We start from the raw sequence: 23,229 nt of genomic DNA, 5'->3' as shown, positions 1-23,229 counted from the left end.
TAATATGCCTCTGTCAATTCGCTGCGTTGCGGCATCACTCGGGCCGCTTGGGCGGGCGGGAAACAGATAAATATTGTCCTCTCGCCCCTGCACTGTAAGGGTTAAGCCATGACGCAGACTGTGCAATTGCCCCTTTGGCTGTTCATCCTCATCGTGGTTTTCGCAGCCGTCACCGCGCTGAGCCACTTTCTGCTGCCTTCGGTGCGTTGGTTCTTTCGCCGGCGGCTTGAGCGGGCAGTAGCACGGTTGAACAAGCGGCTGACGCGGCCCATCGAGCCCTTCAAACTGGCGCGGCGGCACGACATGATCCAGCGGCTGATCTATGATCCGGAGGTCAGCCAAGAGATCGTCAACTATGCCCGCAGCAACGGGGTGCCGGAAAACGTAGCCTTTCAAAAGGCGCGGGAATATGCGCGCGAGATCGTGCCGCGGTTTTCGGCCTTCGCCTATTTCAGTTTCGGCATCCGCTTGGCGCGGCTGTTGACCAATACGGTCTACCGGGTCGAGACGGCGGTGAGTAACGAGACGACATTCGCCGCGCTGCCGCGGGATGCCACGGTGGTCTTTATCATGAACCACCGGTCGAACATGGATTACATGCTGGTGACCTATCTCGCCGCGCGGTCTTCGGCGCTGAGCTATGCGGTGGGGGAATGGGCGCGGGTCTGGCCGCTGAGCACGTTGATCCGCTCGATGGGGGCGTATTTCATCCGCCGTCGGTCGCGCGGGGCGCTCTATCGCAAGGTTTTGGCGCGCTATGTGCAGATGGCCACGACGGGCGGGGTGACGCAGGCCTTCTACCCCGAGGGCGGCTTGAGCCTGACCGGGGCCTTGCAGCCGCCGAAGGTCGGGCTTCTGTCCTATGTCGTGGATGGGTTCGACCCCGAGGGCGAGCGCGACATCATTTTCGTGCCGGTGGCGATTAATTATGACCGGGTACTGGAAGACCGCGTGTTGATCGCCGCCGGGCAGCGCGGGGACCGGCGTTTCGGGGCGCGGATCACGGTGGTTGTGGGCTTCGTGCTGCGCAAGATGTGGCGGCGGCTGCGCGGGCGCGACACGCGTTTTGGCACGGCGGCGGTGACCTTTGGCGATCCGCTGTCGTTGCGTCGCACCGGGGCCGGGGTGCCGGTGTCGGAGTTGTCCGAAATGTTGATGGACCGGATCGCGCAGGCGATGCCGGTGCTGACCGTGCCGCTGATCGCGCGGGTGATGTTGCAGGCCGCGCGCCCGATGAAGGAGGCCGATCTGCTGGCCGAAGTGGCTGCCACTTTGGAGCAGATGCCACCGCGCAATCGGGTGCCGAAGCCGGACGTCCTGCCCGAGCGGGTCGCCCGCGCCGTCGCGCGGCTCAAGAAACGTGGCGTCATTTCCGAAGGCCCAGAGGGGCTGGAGATCGTCGAGGGGCAGGGGCCTGTTTTGGCCTTCTACGCTAATTCCATTGCACATTTCCCCTGGGAGGATGCTGCACCTGCGGCAGAAATTGCTGCGACTGCTGGGTCATAAAATTACAAACGGCGGTATCTAGGGGTTGCATTGTTGCGCGGCGGGTCATATCCCGAAAGGGAGCCGCCGCGATTCTGCGGTGCGGCACAGACCTTGTAGACACCGATCACCGGCAGGAGGCCCACATGGCACTGGATACGAAACACGCCGAATATGACGCCCCGCAAAAGGACCTCTATGAAGTGGGCGAGATGCCCCCGATGGGGCATGTCCCGAAACAGATGTATGCTTGGGCGATCCGCCGCGAACGGCACGGCGACCCGGACAGCGCGATGCTGCAAGAGGTGGTCGACGTGCCCAAGCTCGACAGCCAAGACGTGCTGGTTCTCGTGATGGCGGCGGGCATCAACTACAACGGTGTCTGGGCCGCGCGCGGCGTGCCGATCAGCCCCTTCGACGGCCATGGCGAGCCCTATCACATCGCCGGCTCCGATGCCTCGGGCATCGTTTGGGCGGTGGGTGACAAGGTGACCCGTTGGAAGGTCGGCGATGAGGTGGTGATTCACTGCAACCAAGACGACGGCGACGACGAGGAATGCAACGGCGGCGACCCGATGTATTCTCCCAGCCAGCGGATCTGGGGCTACGAGACGCCCGACGGCTCTTTCGCGCAGTTCACCCGGGTGCAGAGCCAGCAGCTGATGCCCCGGCCCAAGCACCTGACATGGGAGGAAAGCGCCTGCTACACGCTGACGTTGGCGACCGCCTACCGGATGCTGTTCGGCCACGAGCCGCATGACCTCAAGCCCGGTCAGAACGTGCTGGTCTGGGGGGCAAGCGGCGGCCTTGGGTCCTATGCGATCCAGCTTATCAACACCGCGGGCGCCAATGCGATCGGCGTGATCTCGGACGAGAGCAAGCGTCAGTTCGTGATGGATCTGGGTGCCAAAGGCGTGCTGAACCGCAAGGATTTCAACTGCTGGGGCCAACTGCCCACCGTGAACACGCCGGAATATGCCGAGTGGTTCAAGGAAGCGCGCAAGTTCGGCAAGGCGATCTGGGACATCACCGGCAAGGGCGTGAATGTCGACATGGTGTTTGAGCACCCCGGCGAGGCGACCTTCCCGGTCTCCACTTTCGTGGTCAAGAAGGGCGGCATGGTGGTGATCTGCGCAGGCACAAGCGGGTTCAACCTGACTTTCGACGTGCGCTACATGTGGATGCACCAGAAGCGCTTGCAGGGCAGCCACTTTGCCCATCTCAAACAGGCGAGTGCGGCCAACAAGCTGATGATGGAGCGGCGGCTCGACCCCTGCATGTCCGAGGTCTTTAGCTGGGCCGATCTGCCCGAGGCGCATATGAAGATGATGCGTAATGAGCATAAGCCGGGGAATATGTCGGTACTGGTTCAAGCGCCGACGACCGGGCTGCGCACGCTGGAAGACACGCTGGTCGCCCGCGACTGAGCGTTACGGATCGGCTAAGATGAAACCCCCGTGGCTCCGGCTGCGGGGGTTTTGCGTGGTGCCCTGTCGAAACAGAGGCTTAGCGCCCGAAGCCCCGCTATTTATGGGGGGGCAGAAAGCGCGGATGGTGCAAAATAATGTACATGCTATGGTTGTATTAATCTGCCATTAACCAAAGCTGGGCGACCCTCATGCGAGATGATTGGATATTGGACGTTTTGGCCGATCTCAGGGCTTTTGCCATGGCGAACCAACTGCCGCGCACGGCGGAACAGTTGGACGACGCGGCGCTGATCGCTCTGGCTGAGATGTCCTTGCAACGCGAAAGGGCCGTGGGCCAGACGCATGAGGATAGAGCCGCATCTGGAACGGATTTGGGAAAGGCTGGCGCAGGCTGATGGCCAGCCCGCCCTTGGGCAGGCCTGCAAAGACCTGCGCGATCACTTTGGCATTCTGCACGTCGTCTATCACTGGGTCGACACGGCGGGGGTGCAATATGGCTGCGGCACCTATGGCGCGCTCTGGTCTGAGCGCTATCAGGCGCATAACTACCTGCGCATCGATCCCGTGGTCGCGGGCTGCTATCGCCGGTTCGAGCCGGTGGATTGGAAAGACCTCGATTGGTCCTCTCGCGCCGCGCGGCAGTTTCGCCGGGATGCTTTGGACCATGGGGTTGGCGATCAGGGGTTCTCGGTCCCGATCCGGGGGCCGCATGGGCAATTCGCGCTTTTCACCACGAACCACAGTTGCACCGATCGGGTTTGGGCCGCTTTCACCGCGCGGCACCGGCGCGATTTGATCTGGGCGGCCCATTGCTTCAACGAAAAGGCGCTGGCGCTGGCCCCGGAGCGGGCGCCGGGTGCCGTGCAGGCACTTTCCCCGCGCGAGGTGGATGCGATGACCCTGCTGGCGGTGGGCTACAGCCGCGCGCAGGTGGCTGACCGTCTGTCGATCTCGGAACATACGCTGCGGGCCTATGTGGAAAGCGCCCGCTTCAAACTGGGGGCGTCCAACACCACCCATGCCGTCGCCCGTGCGCTCAGCCGGGGGCTGATCGTCGTCTGAGGCAGATAATCCACATGAATCGCAGGCGCGCGGGGCAAAGCCATCTGGCCCCCGGCGCGGGGCTCATTTAGGGTCGCCCAATGACATCTACCGCGCTCACCTATTCCGAAGACCAAGCCGCCGCCCATGACAAGGTGGCCGATATGCTGCGCTCTGCGGGCATCGATCTGGACGACTCGCTTTTGATGCCGCCTGCGGGCGGGCCGGATCAGGTGATGGCGGTGACCGGCAAGGCCGGATCGGGCAAAACCCTGCTGCTGGCCGAGCTTTACCGCGCGCTGGAAGGGGCCGGGGTCGAGATCGTCTCGGGCGATTACGAATCGCGCAAGAAGCGCGAGAAGCGGACCTTGGCGATCCTCGCGCCCACCAACAAGGCGGCGAGCGTGCTGCGGTTGCGCGGGGTGCCCGCGACAACGATCCACCGCATTCTCTATACGCCGGTCTATCACCCTGAGTATGAGCGCATCGCCGAATGGCTGACCGGCAACGGTGAGAAGCCCGAGATCGAGGGCCTCAGCGAAATGGCGTTGGACCGGGCGGCGGCATTTTTCGCGAACAACAAGTCGGTGCCCGGGGCGTTGGCGGCGGCGGGGCTGCGCGGCAGTGATTTCATCACCGGCTGGAAGCGGCGGGAAGAGCCGTTGGACATCGGTTTCGTCGACGAAAGCTCGATGCTGGACGACAAGCAGTTCGAGGATTTGAAAGAGATCTTCCCAACGCTGCTGTTGTTCGGTGACCCGGCGCAGCTGGCACCGGTGGGGCAGTCGGGCACGATGGTCTTCGAGAAACTGCCCGAGAAGCGCGTCTTGAACCTCAACCGCATCCACCGGCAAGAGGCCGACAACCCGATCCTTGATCTCGCCCATGCGCTGGCCGATCCGCAGTTGGAGTTTCATGACTTCGAGCGGATGATCGAAGACGCGGCGCGCCGCGATGACCGCGTGGTCTGGGGCCAGCGTGTTGAGGTCGACCTGATGGCGCGCAGCCCGGTGCTGGTCTGGCGCAATGCGACGCGTATTCGGCTCATCAATGCGTTCCGCAGCGTGCATGGCGCGCCCGAAGATGCGTTGCTGGCCGGTGAGCCGCTGATCTGCGACGGGATCGAACTGCCGCTGAAACACCGCAAAAAACGGCTGGACCTTGAAGCGCGGGGCCTGATCAAGGGCGCGCAGGTGGTCTATCTGGGCGAGGGGCGCAAGCCCGGCTTCAGCCGCTTGCATGTGATCGGCGCCGAAGACCCGCAGGTGAGTGCCGCCTCGATCGTGAAGATCGAGAAACCCGACGAAGAAGAACCCTTCATCCCCTTCGCTGCGCGCATGGGGGCGACCTTTCTGCATGGGGCGGCGGTGACGATCCACAAGGCCCAAGGCAGCCAGTGGGAGAATGTGCAGGTCTTCGCCCCCGATCTTTATGCCGCCGCGCGGATGGGGCGGAGCGAGGCGGGGCAGCCGCTGTGGAAACGGCTGGCCTATGTGGCGATTACGCGCGCTCAGGAACGTCTGATCTGGGTGGTGCGCAACCGGCTCAGCAAGCCTTCGGGGCCGCTGCGGGTGGATGATCTGCGGGCCGCGCCAGCGGCGGCGCTGACGCTTGAGGCGACCGAGGATGGCGCGGCTTAGCGGCGCATGAGGCCGAAGACGGCAGAGGCGCCCCAGCCCGCGGCAACCGCGATGAAGAGCGACAGCAGCCCGTAGAGAAACGCCTGTTGATGGGCAAGGTTGAACAGCCAACGCTCCATCCCGACTTTGCGCACGTCGATGATCGTCTCATATTGCGCCACCACATCGCCGCCGCGCGTGAGGAAAATCCGCGTGTCATAGGCCCCTTCGGTGAGCGAGGCGGGCAGGGCGACGGCGGCGCGGAAGAGGGTTTGCTCATCCACCTTCACCCCGTCTTCGATAACTTGGTACAGGTTCGCATCCTTGCGCACACGGATCAGCGCGTCGGTGAATTGGGTGGGGTCCGCGATCTCCATCGGGGCGCCGACCGACCGGATGGCGCGGGGGATGGAGATGCGGTGGCGCAGGTCTTCGATGCGTTTGAGCACCTCGGCCAGCGGGCCGGAGGTGACCACAGCGTAGAAGCTCGGCGCGCGGTCGACCTCAACCGCGGCGGTGTTCACCCAGATGCCAAAGCGCCGCTCTTTCCGGCGCACCATGACCGGGGCCGAGGGGCCGGAGACGGTAATGACGACTTCGAGCGGCGCGCCATCGGGGATCGGGGTTTCGCGTTTGACGGCGCCGTAGACGAGGATCTCGGACCCGTCGAAATTGGTGGTGATGGAGACTTCGGCCTGGCTGAGGCCAAGCACGATTTCCTCTTCCGCCGTGGCGGTCAGGGCCGTGAAACACAGGCCAAGAAAGGCGATCAGCGCGCGCATCATTCCGCCGCCACCGGGCTGAGGGAATAGAGTTCCGCCGGTTCCAGCAACAGGTCAAGCGCCAGCTTGCCGCAGACCGCCAAGACCAGCACCGCGAGCAGGATGCGCAGCTGTTCGGCCTGCATCCGCACGCCGATCCGCGTGCCCACCTGCGCGCCGAGCACGCCGCCCACCAGCAGCAGCACCGCCAGCACGATGTCGACCGTCTGGTTGGTGGTGGCATGGAGCATGGTGGTGAAGCCGGTGACGAAGATGATCTGCAACAGCGAGGTGCCGATCACCACTTTTGTCGGCATGCCGAGCAGGTAGATCATCGCGGGCACCATGATGAAACCGCCGCCCACGCCCATGATCGCCGAAAGCATCCCGACCGCCGCGCCGACCAGCACCGGCGGGATCACCGAGATATAGAGGCCCGAAACCCGAAAGCGAATTTTGAACGGCAGCCCATGCACCCAATAGTGCTTCTTGCGTTTGACTCGGCCCCCCTTGCGGGTGCGGCGGATGGCGCGGAGCGATTCCACGAACATCAGCCCGCCGATAATGCCAAGGAAGACGACATAGCAAAGCGTCACCAGCAGATCGACTTGGCCGAGCGATTTCAGGTAGTTAAAGATGAACATGCCGATGCCGGAGCCGATCAGGCCCCCGGCCAGCAGCACCCAGCCCATTCGGAAATCGACCGTCTTTCGCTTGAGATGCGCCAGAAGCGCCGAGAAGGAAGAGGCCACGATTTGATTGGTCGAGGTCGCCACCGCCACGGCGGGCGGGATGCCGACAAAGAACAGCAGCGGCGTGATCAGAAACCCGCCGCCGACGCCGAACATGCCCGAAAGGATGCCCACGATGCCGCCCAATCCCAAAAGGAGGAAGGCGTTGACCGATACTTCGGCAATGGGCAGGTAGATTTGCATGACGTTTCCTAGCCCCGAACGGCCGCGCAGTTCAACATAGCTTGTCGCGGTGAGGCGACCACTTTGACAGGTTGCGCCGATCCGGCCCTCGGGTGCAAGGGCCGGAAGGAAGTGTCAACGTTCTTTCACATAGGGCTCGCCACCCGCGCGCGGCGGGATCGCTTTTCCGACAAAACCGGCGAGGATCACCACGGTCATCAGGTAGGGCAGGGCGCCCAGAAGCTGGCCCTGCACCTTGATGCCGATGACCGACTGGATCACGTCCGGTCGGGTCTCCAGCGCGCCGAAGAGGCCGAAGAGCAGGGTGGCCCAAAGGGCGTACCACGGACGCCACTTGGCGAAGATCAGCGCGGCCAGCGCGATGAAGCCGCGGCCCGCCGACATGTCCTTGACGAAACCCGCCTGCAGCGCGGTGCTGAGGTAGGCGCCCGCCACGCCGCAGAGCAGCCCCGCGATGGCCACCGCGGCATAGCGCAGACCCACGACCGAGACACCGGCGGTGTCGACGGCGGCGGGGTTCTCGCCCACCGCGCGCAGGCGCAGGCCGAAGCGGGTGCGGAACAGGATCCACCATGTCAGCGGCACGGCGAGGAAGGCGGCATAGACGAGGATCGAATGGCCCGAGATCAGCTCTTCGTAAAGCGGGCCGATGACGGGCACGCTCTCCATCGCCTCAGCGAAGGGCAGAGTGATCGGCTCGAACCGCGCGCCGCCGAAGAGCGAGGGGGTGCGGCCCCCTTGGGCGAACCAGTCCTGCGCGATCAGCACGGTCATGCCCGCGGCGAGGAAGTTGATCGCCACGCCTGAGATCAGCTGGTTGCCGCGGAAGGTGATCGAGGCAAGGCCATGCACGGCGCTAAGCGCCAGCGAAGAGGCGATGCCCGCCGCCAGACCCAGCCAGACCGACCCGGTGATTGAGGCGAGCGCCGCCGAGAAGAAGGCCGCGGCCAGCATCTTGCCCTCAAGCCCGATGTCGAAGACGCCCGCGCGTTCGGAGAAAAGACCGGCAAGACAGGCCAAGAGCAGCGGCGTCGCGAGCCGCACGGTGCTGTCAAGCAATTGGATGAGCGTGATGTAGTCCATAGGTCAGACCCGCTTTCTCAGGGGGGTATAGGGGCTCATTCCGCGCTCTCCGACTGGGCGCTGCGGGGGCCGGGTTTGGGCGGGCCGGGGCGGCGGAACATCAAGAAGAGACGCTCCAGCGGCATCCGCACCATATTGTCGAGCGCCCCGGTGAAGAGGATCACCAGCGCCTGGATCACGACGATCAACTCGCGCGGGATCGAGGTCCAGAGCGCAAGCTCCGCGCCGCCTTGGTAGAGGAAGCCAAAGAGCAGCGCGGCAAAGAAGACGCCCACCGGGTGCGAGCGGCCCATCAGCGCCACGGCGATGCCGATGAAGCCCGCGCCCTCGGTCGCGTTCAGCACCAGACGTTCGCTTTCGCCCATGACGTTGTTGATCGCCATCAGCCCTGCCAGCGCGCCCGAGATGATCATGGTGATCATGGTGATGCGCACGGGCGAGATGCCGGCGTATTTCGCCGCCGGCTGCGAATGGCCGTAGGCGCGGATTTCATAGCCCAGACGGGTGCGCCAGATCAGCATCCAGATCGCCACGCAGGCGCCGACGGCCACCAGCAGCGAGACGTTGGCGGGTGCGGATTTGGAGAAGGCGATGCCAAGGGGGGCAAGCAACTCGTGCAGGGTCGGCAGATGCACGGCCTCGGGGAAGCGGGCGCTGGCCGGGTCCATGCTGCCCGGCGGGCGCATGACGTTGACCAGCACGTAGTTCAGCAGCGCCGCGGCGATGAAGTTGAACATGATCGTGGTGATCACGACGTGGGAGCCGCGCTTGGCCTGCAGCCAGCCGGGGATCGCGGCCCAGATGGCGCCCAGAAGACCGGCCATGACGCCGCAACCGATCAGTGCCAGCGTCCAATGCGGCCACGGGATGTAGAGCGCGGCCAGCGCCACGCCAAGGCCGCCCAGCATCGCCTGACCTTCACCGCCGATGTTGAACAGGCGCGCGTGGAACGCCACGGCGACGGCAAGACCAGTGAAGATGAAGTTGGTGGCGTAGTACAGCGTGTAGCCCCAGCCATAGGTCGAGCCGAGCGCGCCCTTGACCATGAGATTCACCGCCGCGACCGGGTCTTCGCCGATCGACAGGATCACCAGCGCCGAGAGCACGGCGGCCAGCAGCAGGGAGATCAGCGGCACGAGGATCACCTCGGCCCATTTCGGCATCACGTCCATCTCAGACCTCCTTGCGCGCGTCGCCGCCCGCCCGGGCGAGATTGGCCTCGACCTCGGCCACGCTGTGTTCGTTCTCGGTATCGGTGATGCCTGCCATCAGCAGCCCAAGCTCCTTTTCGTCGGTCTGATCGGCGGCACGTTCGCCCATGATCTGCCCGTCGAACATCACCGCGATGCGGTCCGACAGGGCGAGGATTTCCTCGAGCTCGACCGAGACCAGCAGGATCGCCTTGCCCTGATCGCGCAGCGCAATGATCTGCTCGTGGATGAATTCGATCGCGCCGATGTCGACGCCGCGGGTGGGCTGGCCGATCAGCAAAAGATCGGGGTTGCGCTCGATCTCGCGGGCCAGAACGATCTTCTGCTGGTTGCCGCCCGAGAAATTCTTGGCCGCCAGCGTCGGGTCGGGCGGGCGCACGTCGAAACGGGCCATCTTGTCTTCGGCGTCGGCGCGGATCGCGGCGTGGTCCATCAGCATGCCGCTGTTGAAACGGTCGTCGTGGTGGTAGCCGAAGACGTTGTTCTCCCAAGCCTGGAAATCCATGATCAGGCCTTCGCGCTGGCGGTCTTCGGGCACATGGGCCACACCACGCGCACGGCGCGACTGGCCGTCGCTTTTCTTGCCCGAGAGGTCCAGCGGGGTGCCGTTGAGCGTAACGTTGCCGGTGCCGTCGGCATAGCCGCCCAGCACTTCCAAGAGTTCCGACTGGCCGTTGCCCGCAACGCCCGCGAGGCCCAGCACTTCGCCCGCGCGAATCTGAAGGTCGATCCCGCGCAGCCGCTCGACACTTTTGTCGTCGACGACGCGCAGCCCCTTGATGTCGAGGATCACCTCGCCCGGGGTGGCGGGCTCTTTGTTGACGCGCAAGAGCACCTTGCGCCCGACCATCAGCTCGGCCAGTTCCTGCGGCGAGGTCTCGGCGGTTTTCACGGTGGCGGTCATCTGGCCGCGGCGCATGACCGACACGGTGTCGGTGATCTCCATGATCTCGCGCAGCTTGTGGGTGATGAGGATGATGGTTTTGCCCTCGGAGCGCAGGCGGCCGAGAATGCGGAACAGCTGGTCGGCCTCAGCGGGGGTCAGCACGCCGGTGGGCTCGTCGAGGATGAGGATATCGGCCTGCCGGTAGAGCGCTTTCAGAATTTCCACACGCTGCTGCATGCCGACGCCGATGTCCTGAATCTGCGCGTCGGGGTCGACGTTGAGGCCGTAGTCGTTTGACAGTTCGATCAGCGTCTTGCGCGCCTTCGACAGCGAGGGCTTCAAGAGGCGGCCATCCTCGGCGCCGAGGATGATGTTCTCCAGCACGGTGAAGTTCTCGACCAGCTTGAAGTGCTGGAACACCATGCCGATGCCGGCGGCGATGGCGGCCTGGCTGTCGGGGATCTCGGTCTTGCGGCCACCGATGAAGATCTCGCCCGCGTCGGCCTTGTAGAAGCCGTAGAGGATCGACATCAGCGTCGATTTGCCGGCGCCGTTCTCGCCGATGATGCCGTGGATCGTGCCCGGCATGACGCGGATGGAGATATCTTTGTTGGCCTGTACCGGGCCGAAGGCCTTGGAGATGCCCTTGAGTTCGATCGCGGGGGCGGTATCGGTCATGTCAAAAGGTCCTGCGGGCGTTGCAGCCCTTGATCTGGCGTTGGTCCATCGCTGCCCCGGTCACGCTGTGGGGTTTTAAAAGGGGCCGCGCCGATGATCGGCGCGGCCCCGGGTGTCGATTGTGGATAAATTGGGCTCAGAAGTCCAGTGCCGGGCAGCTGTCGTTCTCGTAGTAGGAGACCACTTTGATCTCGCCGTCGATGATCTTCTGGCGCGCTTCGTCGACAGCGGCCTTCATCTCTTCGGTCACGAGATCTTGGTTATGTTCGTCGATGGCAACGCCAACACCTTCTTCGGCAAGGCCGAGGGTCACGACTTCGCCGACTTCGAGGTCTTCGCCCGCCATCATCGCGTCATAGACGGCGACATCGACGCGTTTCAGCATGGAAGTCAGCACCTTGCCCGGGTGCAGGTGGTTCTGGTTGCTGTCCACGCCGATCGACAGGATGCCTTCGTCGGCGGCGGTTTGCAGCACGCCCACGCCGGTGCCGCCCGCCGCGGCATAGACCACGTCAGCGCCTTGGTTGATCTGGGCCTTGGTGATCTCGGAACCCTTCACCGGGTCGTTCCATGCGGCGGGGGTGGTGCCGGTCATGTTGGCGATGACAGTGGCGTCGGGGTTGGTCGCCTTGACGCCTTGGGCATAGCCGCAGCCGAAGTGACGGATCAGCGGCACGTCCATGCCACCGACGAAGCCCACGGTGTCGCTCTCGGAGGCCATCGCGGCCATGACGCCGACGAGGTAGGAGCCTTCATGTTCGGCAAAGCTGACCTGACGGACGTTGGGCAGGTCGAGCCAGTTCACGTCGATCACGGCGAACTTGGTGTCGGGATAGTCGGGCGCGACGGTCGCCAGCGGATCGGCCATGGCGAAACCCATGGTGATGATCGGGTTGGCACCGGATTCGGCGAAGCGGCGCAGGGCCTGCTCACGCTGCGCTTCGGACTGCATCTCGATCTCGGCGAATTTGCCGCCGGTTTCTTCGGCCCAGCGGGAGGCACCGTTGAAGGCCGCTTCGTTGAAGCTCTTGTCGAACTTGCCGCCGAGGTCGAAGATCAGCGCCGGTTCAGCCGCTGCCGCGCCCGCGGTGAGCGCGAGGCCCGCAGCAGCGCCGAGGAATTTCGTCATGAGGGTCATTTGGTGTCTCCCGGGTTGTGGTGTCGGGCGGTCAATCAGATGCTGCCGCCACGGCGTTTGTGGATCATGTGATCAGGTATAATCTAGGGCGCAGGCGGGGGGTAGGGTCAACCGCTTTTTGAGGGCAAGCCGCCCGGATCGCCAGCGTGACCATGGGTCAAGACGCGTTGCAGGATGCAGGCATCGACGGGTGGGACGCCGCTCCGCGCGTAATAGGCACGGCGGGTGGCGATTTGGGCAAAGCCTTGATCCGCATAGAGCGCGCGGGCGGGCAGATTGTCAGCTGCGACTTCGAGAAAGGCACTTTCGCAGTCGGCGGGCAGGGCGGCGAGCCAGTCGCGCAGCAGGGCCCGGCCCAGCCCCCGACGTTGCTGCGCAGGGTCCACGGCAAGCGTCAGCAGTTCGGATTCGCCCGCGATGGTGCGGGTCAGGGCAAAGCCGCCGGGGCGGGTGAAAAGCTGCACGAAGGGGCTGTCGAGCAGGCTTGCGAACTCCGCCTCTCGCCACGGCCTGTCTTGGGTGAAGGCCGCAGCATGGAGTGTGGCGAGAGCCGCCGGTGTCACGGCAGCAGAACCGGTGCCGCGTCGCGGGCGGGCGCGGCATCGGCGGGGCGCAGGTAAAGCGGCGCGGGGCGCGGCGGACTGCTGGCAAAGCGACGCGCGGCGATGCGGGCGATGGCTTCGGCCACAGGCATTGCTGGCGGCTCTCCGCCCGCGCCGATCAGCGGGCCGGTGAAGGCCGGGAGGGCTGTGGCATCATGAAGCGCGGGCGCGGAAATGCCGGGGTTGTCAAAGCCTTGCAGAAATACTTGATCGCGGCGGGCATCCACCGCACAGGCGCAGGCACCGTCATGGCCTTCGCGCAGCGCGTCGAAGGCATCGACGCCGACTGCCGGGATGCCAAGACCAAGCGCCAGCCCACGGGCGGCAGAAACGGCGATGCGGATGCCGGTGAAATTCCCCGGCCCGATGCCGACGCCAAGCGCGGTGAGATCGGCATAGACCACGCCCGCTTCGGCCAGCAATTCTTCGCAGAGGACCAGCAGGCGTTCGGCCTGTCCCTTGGTCATCGGCTCGGTACGGGAAGCCAAGATCCGATCGCCCGACAGCAAAGCGGCCGCGCAATGCGCGGCCGATGTGTCGAAGGCCAGAATCAGTGGCCCTCCTGCGTGATGCTCAGGCAACCGGGCGCACCTCTGTGACCTCGGGGATGTAATGGCGCAGCAGGTTCTCGATGCCCATCTTCAGCGTCAGTGTCGAAGAGGGGCAGCCCGCGCAGGCACCCTGCATGTGCAGATAGACGACGCCGCGCTCAAACCCGTGGAAGGTGATGTCACCCCCGTCTTGCGCCACGGCAGGACGCACGCGGCTGTCAAGCAACTCTTTAATCTGGCCTACGATTTCACCATCTTCGCCGTCATGCGCGGCGTGGCCGGATGTGGGCTGGTGGTCGGAGGCCATGACCGGCTCGCCGGACTGGAAATGCTCCATGATGGCGCCCAGAAGGGCGGGTTTCACATGGTCCCATTCCACCGCATCTTGCTTGGTCACGGTGACAAAATCGGTGCCGAAGAACACGCCGGTCACGCCCTCGACCGCAAACAGCCGTTGGGCCAGCGGGGAGGTTGCCCCGGCTTCGGGGGAGGGGAAATCAGCGGTGCCCATCTCCAGCACGGTCTGACCCGGCAGGAACTTGAGCGTTGCGGGGTTCGGAGTGGATTCGGTCTGGATGAACATGGTGTGTACCTCGCTTTCGGCGTGGCTCCTGATATGCGCCTGCGCGGGCGGCAAGTCAAGGTTTAGAACCGTTCTAAATTGTGGCGCCGGGCATTGGGCGTGCGGCAGAGCGCTTAGGTGATCGCTTCGAGCCGTTCCTTGCTCAGATCGCCGGGCACGATGGTGATCGGCACGGGTAGGGCACCGGCAGAGCGCGACAACTGCGTGACCAGCGGGCCGGGGCCTTTCTTGCGGTCGCCGCTGGCGCCGAGCACCAGAACGCCGATGTCGGGGTCGTCGGACAGCTGCTGGATGATCTCATCCGTGGGTTCGCCCTCGCGGATGATCAACTCAGGATCGACGCCCTGTTTGTCGCGCATCCATTTGGCGAAAACCTCGAAATGCACCTCGATCCGTTCGCGGGCCTCTTCGCGCATCAGGTCGCCAACGCCGATCCAATGGTTGAACTCTTCGGGTGGGATCACCGACAGCACGGCCACGCCGCCCCCCGTGCGCGCCGCGCGCAGGGCGGCGAAACGCATGGCATTCAGACATTCGGTGCTATCGTCCAACACCACTAGGAATTTCCGCATCAAACCCTCTCTCCGCACCTCCTCCCGGTGCGGTGCGATCATGGCGCGGGCGGGCGGCGCTGGCAATTGCTTTCGCGCGCCGCTGCCATCCGGGCCTTCAGCCGCGCTGACTTGCGGCCCAATCCCAATACATTTCACGCACCCGGCGCGTGACCGGGTTCTGGTTGTTCCCGGTGCCATATTGCGTGTCGTCAAAGGCGCTGACAGGTGTGACCTTCATCATATTGCCCGACAGAAAGACTTCATCGGCGGCATGAAAATCGTCAAAGCTGAGGACGGTCTCATGCACCTTCATCCCCGCCTCGCGCATGTTCGACATATGCCGCGCACGGGTGATCCCGGCAAGGAAGGTGCCATTGGGAATGGGGGTAAAAACCTCGCCATCCTTGACCATGAAGACGTTGGCGCTGGCGCTTTCGGCGACATTGCCCATGGCATCGGCGACCAGCGCGTTGCCAAACCCTTTGGAGCGCGCCTCGACCATCATGCGGGCGTTGTTGGGGTAAAGGCAGCCTGCTTTGGCGTTAACGACGTTATCCTCCAGCACCGGGCGGCGGAAGCGGGTGCGGGTGAGGGTGGTCGCGGCCTCGGGCGGGGCCATGGGGATGGCCTCAAGGCTGATGGCAAAGCCGGTGGCACCTTCGCGCGGCACGATGCCCAACTCGTCACCCGCCAGCGCCCAATACATCGGGCGGATATAGACCGCCTGATCGCGCGAATAGCTCTTCAGCCCCTCGCGGCACATCTCGATCATATCCTCGGTTTCAACCGTGGGAGTGATCATCAGCGCGCGGGCCGAGCGGTTGATCCGCGCGCAATGCGCTTCCAGATCGGGGGCCAGCCCGTCGAACAGCCGCGCCCCGTCGAAAACGGTGGTGCCCAGCCATGCGCCGTGGTCGGCGGCCTTGATGGTCGGCAGATCGCCGTCGTGCCATGCGCCGTTGAAATAGGTCTTGATGTCTGTGCCGGTGGCCATGTGACGATCCTCAGGAATTGCTTCGGTAGATGCCCTCGGGCAGGTTCAGTGCCGCCGTCAGATCGCTCAGCTGCGCGGGGGACAGGGTGATCTTGGCCACACGGTCGGTTCGGGCGTCCCATTGCTCGATCGTGATTTGCCCCGCGAAGGCAGAGACGGTGACGTCCTCGCGCAGGGGGGCGTCGGATTCGTCGATCAGGGTGATGACGGTGGCGTCGAATTCATGCTCGATGGTAAACATGAGGGCACATTAGGCTTTGTGCTCGCGAGCGCAAGACAGGCTTTGTGCTCACGAGCGCAAGACAAGCTTTGTGCTCGCGCGCGCAAGACAGGGTTTGTGACGCCAAGCGCAAGACCGCCGTGGGGTGTCAAAGCGCCGTGAACGGGGGTGGCGGCGGCAGGGCGTCGTGATAGACAGGTGGCTCAAGGACCCCCGAGCGAGGATCAGCCGTGAAATTGTTAAATGCCCTTGGCGCATTTGCCGTCATCGCCCTGCTTTCTGCCTGTGAGGTGGCACCGATCCAAACAGGGCCGATCCCGGCCGACAGGCCGCAGACCACGGGGCAGACAAGCCCGCGGCTGAGCGCAAGCGCGGCGGCGCGGAGCTTTGTTCAGGTGGTCCGCACGCTCGAACCTGTGGCCGAACGGGAGTGTCGCAATCGGACGACGGGGATGAACTGTGATTTCAATATCGTGGTCGACGACCGCCCCGGCCAACCGGCCAATGCCTTCCAAACGCTTGACAAAAACGGCCGCCCCATCGTGGCGTTCACATTGGCGCTGATCGCCGATGCCCGCAACGAAGACGAGCTTGCCTTCGTGCTGGGCCATGAGGCCGCGCATCACATCGCGGGCCATATCGGACGCCAGCAACAGAACGCCATGGCAGGCGCGGTGATCTTTGCCGGTCTCGCCACGCTGAGCGGGGGCGATGCCAATGCCGTGCGCACGGCGCAGGAATTGGGTGCAGAGGTCGGCGCGCGGCGTTATTCCAAGGATTTCGAGCTTGAGGCCGACGCCCTTGGCACGATCATCACCGCGCGGGCGGGCTATGACCCGCTGCGCGGGGCCGAGTTCTTTACCCGCATTCCCGATCCCGGCGACCGTTTCCTTGGCACCCATCCGCCCAATAACGCCCGGATTGATATCGTGCGGCGCACAATGGCGGGGCTTTAACGGTTTGCGCAAACTGGGGCAGGTGCTGAACGACCGCGGGTCGAAATATGCGGTGTCGGGCTGCCCTGCGCGCAACCGGGCCGAGGTCGATGCCGCGTTGAAAGACCTCAAACGCGACAAATCCTACGCCAAGGGCACGCATAACACTTGGGCGGTGCTGCTGTCGGATGGCGGCCCGCTCAAAGGCGACGATGGCGAATCCGGCGCGGGCATGGTGATCCTGCGGATGTTGGAGCGTGAGGGGCTGACCGATCATCTGATCGTCGTCACTCGCTGGTACGGCGGCAAACATCTGGGCGGCGATCGGTTTCGCCATGTGCAGACCTGCGTGCGGGCCTATCTGGATGGGCCCGCGGGCTAAAGGCTGAGCGCGATGGCGGCAAAGAAACAGGCCGTGGCGACCAGCACGAAGACGTGCCAAATCGCGTTTTGATAGCGCATGCCGGGATGGGCATAGACCAAAGTGCCCGCCGAATAGGTCAGCCCGCCCGCGGCCACCAGCGCCAGTGCCGCCCCCGGCAGATTGTGCCACATCGGGTAGATTAACAGGACCGAGAGCCAGCCCATGCCGAGGTAGAGCGCGAGTGATCCGCGCGCATCGGTGCGCCAGAACCAGAGCTTGGCCACCGCGCCGATCACCGCCAGCGCCCAGACCACGCCGAGGATGCCATAGGCAAAGCCAGAGCCGATCACCATCACCAGCGGCGTATAGGTGCCCGCAATCTTGAAATAGATCGCCGCATGATCGACCCGGCCCAGGAAGGCGCGGCTGCGGTCGAAGGGCAGCAGGTGATAGATGGCAGAGGCAGTGAAAGAGGCAAGGATGCAGCCCGCGTAGATCGCGGTGGCGGTCAATTGCCCCTCTTGCCCGGCGGCATGGATCATCAAAAGGATGCTGGCTGGAATGGCGAAGCCAAGGCTCAGCACATGCACGGTGCCGTCGGCCAAAGTCTCAGCGATGGAGGTCGGATAGCCCATGACAGAAAGGTAGCAGCGAAACCGCCCTCTGCCATGGGTGACGAAAGGTAAAGCGCAGAGCCGGGTGGATCAGCGCGGTTTGTTGCCGTCGATCCAGCGCGACATCAGGGTCTTGTCGCGAAAACACTCCTGCGGGACATCGCGGCGTTTCAAGCGCGCGATGCGTTCGGCAAAGGCGACCTGTTTGGCGGAAGGGTAGGCGGCAAAGGGCCCCTCCAACGCTTGCGGTTTATGGGCGTCGATCCATTCCGACACCGCCGCGCGATCCGCTTCGATGCCTTTGGGGAGGTCTTCGCCCGTTCGCTTGGCGAGGGACTGGGCGTATTGCATCTGTTTCTCGGTCGCGGGCATGCGGCGGTCGGCCTGTTTGGGCTGCGCGCTATCGCTGCCACGGGGCGGGCGGCCTTGCTGCTCAAGGTCGAAGATGCCGGGAAACTGAGGTTGAAAAGACATGTGGTCATTCCTCTGCTACTGCGTTCTACATATAGAACAGAAAGGGAACATGTTCAAGTCTCTCCGCAATCTCGCCCTTCCATGATAGTATATCTAGTAGCGGGGGTGTTTTGTTCCACAATATCTGTGATGCGTCCGCTATCGTAGCTGTTCCGCCGCCTCTGCGATCAGTTCCGCCGTCTTCACCATCCGCGCGGGCAGGGGGCGCCCGCGCCGGGAGGCGAGCCAGAGGTCATGCCAACGCCGCTTGGGCAGAGGCAGCAGCCTGAGCCGGTCCTTGGCGGCAAAGGTTTCGACCCCGCTGCGGGGCAAAAGCGTATAGCCCACGCCCCGCGCCACTGCCGCTGGGATCTGACCGATCTGGTTCACATAGCCACGCAGGCGCATCCGGTCGGCCCCCGGATAGCTTTCCGGGAAATTGAGCTGGAGCAGATCGTCGGCATAGGCGAAGCCATCGGGGTGGGCGATGAAGCCCCGGCTTTCGAGATCGGCAAAACTTTCTATCCGTTCCAATGCATTAACCGGCAGCACGAGGCAAAGTTCCTCGCGCCCCAGATGCCGGGCCTCGAGCCTTGCGTGGGCAGGGTCATCGGCCAGCACGCCCAGATCAAACCGCCCATCGAGCAGCCCGGCGCGGATCGTGGCTTGGGGGGCGGCTTCGAGATGGAGGGAGAGGTCGGGCGCTTGGGCCATCCACTCCAGCAGCAGCGGCTGGAGCAGCATGGCGAAACTGCCGGAGCAGGCGATATGCACCACGCCCCGGTCGGGCAGGTCGGTCGCGATGCGTTCGCGCAAGCGTTGCTCTTCGCGGCGGCGGGCAAGGCCGGTTTCAAACAACGCTTCGCCCGCCGGGGTCAGGGTGAAGCTTTTGCCCTCGCGCGCGATCAGCGGCTGGTCCAACTGGTCTTCCAGCTTGCGCAGATGCTGCGACACCCCCGGCTGGGTCATGTTGAGCCGCTGCGCCGTGCGGGTGAAATGGCCGGTCTCGCAAAGGGTGGTGAAGGTCTCAAGCCAAGTGGCGTTCAGCATGGCAAACAGTTCGTTATGATTTCGATGAGATTTGATAATTTCACATGTGGGGTGCGCCTGTCTATCTCAACCTCAACGCAAACAGGAGACCGCATATGACCACCCCCCGTACCTTTTCCCACATCGGCCTATCCGTGCCGGACCTCGACGCCGCCGTGAAATTCTATTCCGAAGTTCTTGGGTTCTATGTCGTGATGCAGCCCACCGAAGCGGTGGAAGAAGACAGCGCCATCGGCGTCATGTGCACCGATGTCTTCGGCCCCGGCTGGGGTTCGCTGCGCATCGCCCATCTGGCGACAGCGGATGGCATCGGAATCGAAATCTTCGAGTTCCCGGGCAACTACGCCCCCGAAGAAAAGCTGGAGCATAAGCGCCACGGCACCTTCCACTTCGCCATCCAAGACCCCGATGTCGAAGGTCTGCTGGAGCGGATCATCGCGGCGGGCGGCAAGCAGCGGATGCCGGTGCGGGAATATTTCCCGGGCGAGAAACCCTACCGCATGGTCTATGTCGAAGACCCCTTCGGCATCGTCTTTGAGCTTTATAGCCACAGCTATGAGCTGACCTATTCGGCAGGCGCTTACGCCTGAGAGCAGCCCGCGGGGGCGTCAGGTGATCTGACGTCCCCAAAGGTCGTATTCGCCCGCCTCTTCGACTTCGACGGTGACGATGTCGCCGACCTTGAGGTTCTGGAAATCCTCGTCGATGAAGAGATTGCCGTCGATCTCGGGCGCGTCGGATTTGGTGCGGCAGGTGGCGGCGTCTTCGTCGATCTCATCCACGATCACGTCGAGGCGTTTGCCGACCTTGGCGGCGAGCTTGGCCTCGGAAATGGCCTGCGCCTTTTCCATGAAGCGCTCCCAACGGTCTTGTTTGATCTCGGGCGCCACATGATCCGGCAGCGCGTTCGACCGCGCGCCTTCGACGTTTTCGTATTGGAAGCAGCCGACCCGGTCGAGCTGCGCTTCGTCCAGCCAATCGAGCAGGGTCTGGAACTCCGCTTCCGTCTCACCCGGATAGCCGACGATGAAGGTCGAGCGCAGGGTGATGCCGGGGCAGGTGTCGCGCCATGCGGCGATCTCGTCGAGGGTTTTCGACGCAGCGGCGGGGCGGGCCATGCGTTTCAGCACGTCCGGATGCGCGTGTTGGAATGGAATGTCAAGGTAGGGCAGTACGAGGCCTTCGGCCATCAGCGGGATCAACTTGCGCACATGCGGGTAGGGGTAAACGTAATGCAGCCGCACCCATGCGCCGAGCGAGCCGAGATTCCGCGCCAGATCGGTGATATGCGCGCGGTGGCCGCGGTCTTCGGCATGTTTGATGTCGACCCCGTAGGCGGAGGTGTCTTGGCTGATGACCAGCAGTTCCTTGACGCCATTGTCGACCAGCCGCTCGGCCTCGCGCATCACCGCATGGGCGGGGCGGCTTTGCAACCGGCCCCGCATGTCGGGGATGATGCAGAACTTGCACTTGTGGTTACAGCCCTCGGAAATCTTGAGGTAGCTGTAATGCCGTGGCGTGAGCGAGACCTGCTGCGCGGGCAGAAGGTCGATGAAGGGATCGGGCGCGGGCGGCACCGCGCCATGCACCGCGTCGAGCACCTGTTCGTATTGGTGCGGGCCGGTGACGGCGAGGATGCGGGGGTGATGTTCGCGGATGTAATCGGGCTCGGCCCCCAGACAGCCGGTGACGATCACCTTGCCATTTTCCGTCAGCGCCTCGCCGATGGCATCAAGGCTTTCGGCCTTGGCGCTGTCGAGAAACCCGCAGGTGTTCACGATCACCGCATCAGCGCCCGCGTAATCGGGCGAAACGCCATAGCCCTCGGCGCGAAGCCGGGTCAGGATGCGTTCGGAATCGACCAATGCCTTGGGACAGCCGAGGCTGACCATGCCGATGGTCGGCTGGCCGGGGCGGGCGGGATCGCTGATCTTCGCCTGCGGGGCGAGGTCGGGGCGCAGATTGGGTGGGTTTGTGCTCATGGCTTGCGCTATAAGGCAAGCGGATGAGCGGGGAAAGAGCCGCCGGGCAGGAGGAGAGAGCCATGAGATGGATTATACGGGTCATCGGCGCGCTGTTGCTGATCGTCGTGATCATGCTGGGGGCGCTGTTCCTGCTGCCCGGCGAACGGATCGCGCGGATCGCCAGTGAGCAACTCAGCCGGATGACCGGGCGGGAGGTGTCGATCACCGGCGATGTGGGCGTGACGCTCTGGCCGGTGCTGGGGGTGACCGCGGGCGGGCTTGAGGTCGGCAATGCCGATTGGACCGACAAGGGCGCGCTGCTGACGGCGGCCAATGCGGCGATTGGGGTGGATGCGGGCGCGCTTTTGCGTGGTGAGATACGGATCACCAATATCGCGGCGCAAAGTCCGGTGATCCGGTTGGAGCAACGCCTTGATGGGCGGGCGAGTTGGCAGTTCACCGACAGCGCCAGCGGCGCGCGGTTGGAAACCGAGAGCGCGCCGAACGCTAACCGGCGGCCACTAAGCATTCAGAAACTCACGGTAACCGATGCCACGCTGATCTATGACGCGGAAGGGGCGGATGTGCTGCGCTACGACGGTGTCGATCTGGCGCTGGACTGGCCCGAGCGGGGCGGGGCGGCGGAGATCACCGCCAGCATGGCGCCAGCGAGCGAGCCGGTTCAGCTTGCTGCGCGGATCGAAGGATTTGCGGATTTTCTGGAGGGCGGCGTGCAGCCGCTGCGGGCGGAGGTTACGACGGGCGGGGGTGAAGCCCTGTTCGACGGGCGCGGCGCGCTCAACGGGGCGCTGGCGGGGGATATTCGGATCGACAGCCCCGATACGGTGCGGTTTCTGGCGTCGCTCGGCGCGGGCGCTGTGACGCTGCCACGCGGTTTGGGCCGGTCGGTCGATCTGCGATCTGGGCTGACCCTGACGGCGGATCGGCGTCTGTCGCTGCGCAATCTCGCGGTGGATTTGGGCGGCAACAGTCTGGCCGGGCAGGCCGATCTGGCCCTGAACGGCAGGCCGCGGATCACCGCAAACCTGCGGACCGGGGCGCTGGACCTTTCGGCCCTGTCCGAGGAAACGGGTCAGGCCGCAGGTGCCGATAGCACCGCTACGGCGGAGACAGAGGGCTGGTCACGGCAAGAGATCAACGCCGATTGGCTCGCGGCTTTTGACGGGAACATCGCCCTGAGCGCGGGAAGCGTCGATCTGGGGCAGCTCGACCTTGGCCCCACCCGTGCCGTGCTGCGCAATGAGCGCGCGCGAATGGTCTTTGATCTGCAGGATATGAACGCCTATGGCGGCAAGGTCGCGGGGGAGTTTGTGATGAACAACCGCGATGGCCTGTCCGTGGGCGGCAGGCTGCAAGCGCAGAACGTGCAGATGCGCGACCTGCTAGAGGATACCGCCGGGGTGACGCGCTTTACCGGGGCGGGCGATGCCGAACTGTCGTTCCTCGGGGTGGGGCAGTCCATTGACGCGATCATGCGCTCGCTCAGCGGCTCTGGCGCGCTGTCCATGGGGCGCGGCACGATTGCGGGGATCGACTTGGACGCGCTGCTTGGCTCCGTCGATGCCGAAGGCGGCAGCACGGTGTTCGATTCCGTCCAAGCGACGTTCGAGATCGCCAAGGGCGTCTTGCGCAACGACGATCTGCTGATGCTGCTGCCGAATTTCAACGCGACGGGGGCAGGGCAGGTCGATCTGGGGGCGCAGAGGCTGGATTATACGGTCACGCCCAAGGCGCTGCGCGTCAATGCGTCGCGCGGTGGGCTGGCGGTGCCGGTGCGGATCAGGGGGCCTTGGGCTGAGCCTGAGATCAAGGCCGACCTGCGCGCCGCGATTGATCTGAACTTTGCCGAAGAAAAGCAGCAGGCCGAAGAAGTGGTGCGCCAGAAAATACAGGAGGAATTGAACATCGCACCCGACGACACCCGCTCGACCGAGGATATCGTGAAGGATGAGTTGGAGAATGCGGTCAGACGCGAGTTGTTCAAACTGTTCGACTAGCCGCCCCACACCGCCCCCTGCCGCCGCTTGGCGAAACTCATGGTGGCGTAGGCGGGCGGG

25 protein-coding genes are annotated in these 23,229 nt (G+C 64.3%); 9 read left to right on the top strand and 16 right to left on the bottom strand.

What is annotated here, in order from left to right; all coding sequences use genetic code 11:
- Nucleotides 1-108 precede the first annotated feature (108 nt).
- From ACGYK2_RS11405 to ACGYK2_RS11385, 5 genes are all read left to right on the top strand, one after another.
- Entirely contained in the window at nucleotides 109-1,506 is a 1,398-nt protein-coding gene (locus ACGYK2_RS11405; protein WP_271689353.1) for a 1-acyl-sn-glycerol-3-phosphate acyltransferase, read from the top strand.
- A 125-nt stretch (nucleotides 1,507-1,631) separates the two neighbouring features.
- A complete protein-coding gene (gene ccrA, locus ACGYK2_RS11400; protein ID WP_209217441.1) occupies nucleotides 1,632-2,912 on the top strand; it encodes a crotonyl-CoA carboxylase/reductase in 1,281 nt (426 codons plus the stop codon).
- Nucleotides 2,913-3,103: 191 nt separating this feature from the next.
- A complete protein-coding gene (locus ACGYK2_RS11395; protein WP_271689354.1) occupies nucleotides 3,104-3,310 on the top strand; it encodes a hypothetical protein in 207 nt (68 codons plus the stop codon).
- Complete coding sequence (locus tag ACGYK2_RS11390; protein WP_271689355.1) at nucleotides 3,258-3,977, top strand: LuxR family transcriptional regulator; 720 nt, start codon at nucleotides 3,258-3,260, stop codon at nucleotides 3,975-3,977. Before ACGYK2_RS11395 ends, ACGYK2_RS11390 begins: the two co-directional genes overlap by 53 nt.
- An 80-nt stretch (nucleotides 3,978-4,057) precedes the next feature.
- Nucleotides 4,058-5,596 (top strand): ATP-dependent RecD-like DNA helicase, encoded by a 1,539-nt coding sequence (locus ACGYK2_RS11385; RefSeq protein ID WP_271689356.1) that lies wholly within the window; start codon nucleotides 4,058-4,060, stop codon nucleotides 5,594-5,596.
- On the opposite strand, the gene ACGYK2_RS11380 is transcribed toward ACGYK2_RS11385, so the two are convergent.
- The 12 genes from ACGYK2_RS11380 to ACGYK2_RS11325 all read right to left on the bottom strand — a co-directional run bounded on the left by ACGYK2_RS11380 (nucleotide 5,593) and on the right by ACGYK2_RS11325 (nucleotide 15,792).
- Nucleotides 5,593-6,360, bottom strand: a complete 768-nt coding sequence (locus ACGYK2_RS11380) for a TIGR02186 family protein (protein WP_271689357.1) — start codon at nucleotides 6,358-6,360, stop codon at nucleotides 5,593-5,595. The genes ACGYK2_RS11385 and ACGYK2_RS11380 overlap by 4 nt on opposite strands.
- Nucleotides 6,357-7,271, bottom strand: a complete 915-nt coding sequence (locus ACGYK2_RS11375) for a sulfite exporter TauE/SafE family protein (protein WP_067261874.1) — start codon at nucleotides 7,269-7,271, stop codon at nucleotides 6,357-6,359. The genes ACGYK2_RS11380 and ACGYK2_RS11375 overlap by 4 nt, the downstream gene beginning before the upstream one ends.
- A 114-nt stretch (nucleotides 7,272-7,385) precedes the next feature.
- A complete protein-coding gene (locus ACGYK2_RS11370) occupies nucleotides 7,386-8,354 on the bottom strand; it encodes an ABC transporter permease (RefSeq protein ID WP_271689358.1) in 969 nt (322 codons plus the stop codon).
- Nucleotides 8,355-8,389: 35 nt separating this feature from the next.
- The gene (locus tag ACGYK2_RS11365) at nucleotides 8,390-9,526 is read right to left on the bottom strand and encodes an ABC transporter permease (RefSeq protein ID WP_271689359.1); all 1,137 of its coding nucleotides are present in this window, start codon (nucleotides 9,524-9,526) and stop codon (nucleotides 8,390-8,392) included.
- Between the two features lies 1 nt (nucleotide 9,527).
- Nucleotides 9,528-11,129, bottom strand: a complete 1,602-nt coding sequence (locus ACGYK2_RS11360) for an ABC transporter ATP-binding protein (protein ID WP_271689360.1) — start codon at nucleotides 11,127-11,129, stop codon at nucleotides 9,528-9,530.
- Nucleotides 11,130-11,265: 136 nt separating this feature from the next.
- Complete coding sequence (locus tag ACGYK2_RS11355) at nucleotides 11,266-12,267, bottom strand: BMP family protein (RefSeq protein WP_271689361.1); 1,002 nt, start codon at nucleotides 12,265-12,267, stop codon at nucleotides 11,266-11,268.
- A 107-nt stretch (nucleotides 12,268-12,374) separates the two neighbouring features.
- Nucleotides 12,375-12,830 carry a GNAT family N-acetyltransferase gene (locus ACGYK2_RS11350; protein ID WP_271689362.1) on the bottom strand — a complete coding sequence of 152 codons (456 nt, stop codon included), beginning with the start codon at nucleotides 12,828-12,830 and terminating at the stop codon, nucleotides 12,375-12,377.
- Nucleotides 12,827-13,423, bottom strand: a complete 597-nt coding sequence (gene tsaB, locus ACGYK2_RS11345; RefSeq protein ID WP_271689930.1) for a tRNA (adenosine(37)-N6)-threonylcarbamoyltransferase complex dimerization subunit type 1 TsaB — start codon at nucleotides 13,421-13,423, stop codon at nucleotides 12,827-12,829. Before tsaB ends, ACGYK2_RS11350 begins: the two co-directional genes overlap by 4 nt.
- Before the next feature lie 19 nt (nucleotides 13,424-13,442).
- Nucleotides 13,443-14,003 carry a NifU family protein gene (locus tag ACGYK2_RS11340; RefSeq protein WP_067261530.1) on the bottom strand — a complete coding sequence of 187 codons (561 nt, stop codon included), beginning with the start codon at nucleotides 14,001-14,003 and terminating at the stop codon, nucleotides 13,443-13,445.
- 113 nt (nucleotides 14,004-14,116) lie between these two features.
- On the bottom strand, nucleotides 14,117-14,575 hold the full coding sequence (locus ACGYK2_RS11335) for a universal stress protein (protein WP_040700546.1): 459 nt from the start codon (nucleotides 14,573-14,575) through the stop codon (nucleotides 14,117-14,119).
- 97 nt (nucleotides 14,576-14,672) lie between these two features.
- The gene (locus tag ACGYK2_RS11330) at nucleotides 14,673-15,551 is read right to left on the bottom strand and encodes a branched-chain amino acid aminotransferase (RefSeq protein ID WP_271689363.1); all 879 of its coding nucleotides are present in this window, start codon (nucleotides 15,549-15,551) and stop codon (nucleotides 14,673-14,675) included.
- A gap of 10 nt (nucleotides 15,552-15,561) precedes the next feature.
- Nucleotides 15,562-15,792: a hypothetical protein gene (locus ACGYK2_RS11325; protein WP_067261534.1), complete on the bottom strand. Its 231-nt coding sequence runs from the start codon at nucleotides 15,790-15,792 to the stop codon at nucleotides 15,562-15,564.
- Between the two features lie 209 nt (nucleotides 15,793-16,001).
- On the opposite strand from ACGYK2_RS11325, the gene ACGYK2_RS11320 reads away from it, so the two are divergent.
- Nucleotides 16,002-16,727, top strand: coding sequence for a M48 family metallopeptidase (locus tag ACGYK2_RS11320; RefSeq protein WP_271689364.1), 726 nt, complete (start codon nucleotides 16,002-16,004; stop codon nucleotides 16,725-16,727).
- A 4-nt stretch (nucleotides 16,728-16,731) separates the two neighbouring features.
- Nucleotides 16,732-17,088 (top strand): YigZ family protein, encoded by a 357-nt coding sequence (locus ACGYK2_RS11315; RefSeq protein ID WP_394374297.1) that lies wholly within the window; start codon nucleotides 16,732-16,734, stop codon nucleotides 17,086-17,088.
- Here the strand turns inward: ACGYK2_RS11315 and ACGYK2_RS11310 are convergent.
- The 3 genes from ACGYK2_RS11310 to ACGYK2_RS11300 form a co-directional block, all read right to left on the bottom strand.
- The gene (locus ACGYK2_RS11310) at nucleotides 17,085-17,705 is read right to left on the bottom strand and encodes a hemolysin III family protein (protein WP_209217431.1); all 621 of its coding nucleotides are present in this window, start codon (nucleotides 17,703-17,705) and stop codon (nucleotides 17,085-17,087) included. The two genes, ACGYK2_RS11315 and ACGYK2_RS11310, sit on opposite strands and share 4 nt — an antisense overlap.
- Before the next feature lie 69 nt (nucleotides 17,706-17,774).
- Complete coding sequence (locus ACGYK2_RS11305) at nucleotides 17,775-18,158, bottom strand: hypothetical protein (RefSeq protein ID WP_271689366.1); 384 nt, start codon at nucleotides 18,156-18,158, stop codon at nucleotides 17,775-17,777.
- A gap of 138 nt (nucleotides 18,159-18,296) precedes the next feature.
- Entirely contained in the window at nucleotides 18,297-19,187 is an 891-nt protein-coding gene (locus ACGYK2_RS11300) for a LysR family transcriptional regulator (RefSeq protein ID WP_276154467.1), read from the bottom strand.
- Nucleotides 19,188-19,282: 95 nt separating this feature from the next.
- Between ACGYK2_RS11300 and ACGYK2_RS11295 the strand changes: the two genes are divergently transcribed.
- Complete coding sequence (locus ACGYK2_RS11295; RefSeq protein WP_209217428.1) at nucleotides 19,283-19,777, top strand: lactoylglutathione lyase family protein; 495 nt, start codon at nucleotides 19,283-19,285, stop codon at nucleotides 19,775-19,777.
- Between the two features lie 18 nt (nucleotides 19,778-19,795).
- Here ACGYK2_RS11295 and rimO read toward each other — a convergent pair whose 3' ends face one another.
- On the bottom strand, nucleotides 19,796-21,169 hold the full coding sequence (rimO, locus tag ACGYK2_RS11290) for a 30S ribosomal protein S12 methylthiotransferase RimO (protein WP_271689368.1): 1,374 nt from the start codon (nucleotides 21,167-21,169) through the stop codon (nucleotides 19,796-19,798).
- Between the two features lie 62 nt (nucleotides 21,170-21,231).
- Here rimO and ACGYK2_RS11285 point away from each other — a divergent pair, with 62 nt between their 5' ends.
- The gene (locus ACGYK2_RS11285; RefSeq protein ID WP_271689369.1) at nucleotides 21,232-23,169 is read left to right on the top strand and encodes an AsmA family protein; all 1,938 of its coding nucleotides are present in this window, start codon (nucleotides 21,232-21,234) and stop codon (nucleotides 23,167-23,169) included.
- Nucleotides 23,170-23,229: the final 60 nt, after the last annotated feature.

It is taken from the genome of Sulfitobacter sp. 1A10359 (assembly GCF_043558145.1).
Classification (GTDB): Bacteria; Pseudomonadota; Alphaproteobacteria; order Rhodobacterales; family Rhodobacteraceae; genus Sulfitobacter; species Sulfitobacter faviae.
Note: the sequence above shows the minus strand (reverse complement) of the source record. Positions and strands in the feature narration are given on the sequence as shown.

What these genes read in the sequence shown, in the direction of transcription:
- ACGYK2_RS11325 (WP_067261534.1), bottom strand. Translation starts at nt 15,792, where the DNA reads ATGTTTACCATCGAGCATGAATTCGACGCCACCGTCATCACCCTGATC.
- ACGYK2_RS11395 (WP_271689354.1), top strand. Translation starts at nt 3,104, where the DNA reads ATGCGAGATGATTGGATATTGGACGTTTTGGCCGATCTCAGGGCTTTT.
- ACGYK2_RS11370 (WP_271689358.1), bottom strand. Translation starts at nt 8,354, where the DNA reads ATGGACTACATCACGCTCATCCAATTGCTTGACAGCACCGTGCGGCTC.
- ACGYK2_RS11295 (WP_209217428.1), top strand. Translation starts at nt 19,283, where the DNA reads ATGACCACCCCCCGTACCTTTTCCCACATCGGCCTATCCGTGCCGGAC.
- ACGYK2_RS11360 (WP_271689360.1), bottom strand. Translation starts at nt 11,129, where the DNA reads ATGACCGATACCGCCCCCGCGATCGAACTCAAGGGCATCTCCAAGGCC.
- ACGYK2_RS11405 (WP_271689353.1), top strand. Translation starts at nt 109, where the DNA reads ATGACGCAGACTGTGCAATTGCCCCTTTGGCTGTTCATCCTCATCGTG.
- rimO (WP_271689368.1), bottom strand. Translation starts at nt 21,169, where the DNA reads ATGAGCACAAACCCACCCAATCTGCGCCCCGACCTCGCCCCGCAGGCG.
- ACGYK2_RS11285 (WP_271689369.1), top strand. Translation starts at nt 21,232, where the DNA reads ATGAGATGGATTATACGGGTCATCGGCGCGCTGTTGCTGATCGTCGTG.
- ACGYK2_RS11380 (WP_271689357.1), bottom strand. Translation starts at nt 6,360, where the DNA reads ATGATGCGCGCGCTGATCGCCTTTCTTGGCCTGTGTTTCACGGCCCTG.
- ACGYK2_RS11300 (WP_276154467.1), bottom strand. Translation starts at nt 19,187, where the DNA reads ATGCTGAACGCCACTTGGCTTGAGACCTTCACCACCCTTTGCGAGACC.
- ACGYK2_RS11355 (WP_271689361.1), bottom strand. Translation starts at nt 12,267, where the DNA reads ATGACCCTCATGACGAAATTCCTCGGCGCTGCTGCGGGCCTCGCGCTC.
- ACGYK2_RS11310 (WP_209217431.1), bottom strand. Translation starts at nt 17,705, where the DNA reads ATGGGCTATCCGACCTCCATCGCTGAGACTTTGGCCGACGGCACCGTG.
- ACGYK2_RS11375 (WP_067261874.1), bottom strand. Translation starts at nt 7,271, where the DNA reads ATGCAAATCTACCTGCCCATTGCCGAAGTATCGGTCAACGCCTTCCTC.
- ACGYK2_RS11390 (WP_271689355.1), top strand. Translation starts at nt 3,258, where the DNA reads ATGAGGATAGAGCCGCATCTGGAACGGATTTGGGAAAGGCTGGCGCAG.
- ACGYK2_RS11340 (WP_067261530.1), bottom strand. Translation starts at nt 14,003, where the DNA reads ATGTTCATCCAGACCGAATCCACTCCGAACCCCGCAACGCTCAAGTTC.
- ACGYK2_RS11305 (WP_271689366.1), bottom strand. Translation starts at nt 18,158, where the DNA reads ATGTCTTTTCAACCTCAGTTTCCCGGCATCTTCGACCTTGAGCAGCAA.
- ACGYK2_RS11385 (WP_271689356.1), top strand. Translation starts at nt 4,058, where the DNA reads ATGACATCTACCGCGCTCACCTATTCCGAAGACCAAGCCGCCGCCCAT.
- ACGYK2_RS11365 (WP_271689359.1), bottom strand. Translation starts at nt 9,526, where the DNA reads ATGGACGTGATGCCGAAATGGGCCGAGGTGATCCTCGTGCCGCTGATC.
- ccrA (WP_209217441.1), top strand. Translation starts at nt 1,632, where the DNA reads ATGGCACTGGATACGAAACACGCCGAATATGACGCCCCGCAAAAGGAC.
- ACGYK2_RS11330 (WP_271689363.1), bottom strand. Translation starts at nt 15,551, where the DNA reads ATGGCCACCGGCACAGACATCAAGACCTATTTCAACGGCGCATGGCAC.
- ACGYK2_RS11335 (WP_040700546.1), bottom strand. Translation starts at nt 14,575, where the DNA reads ATGCGGAAATTCCTAGTGGTGTTGGACGATAGCACCGAATGTCTGAAT.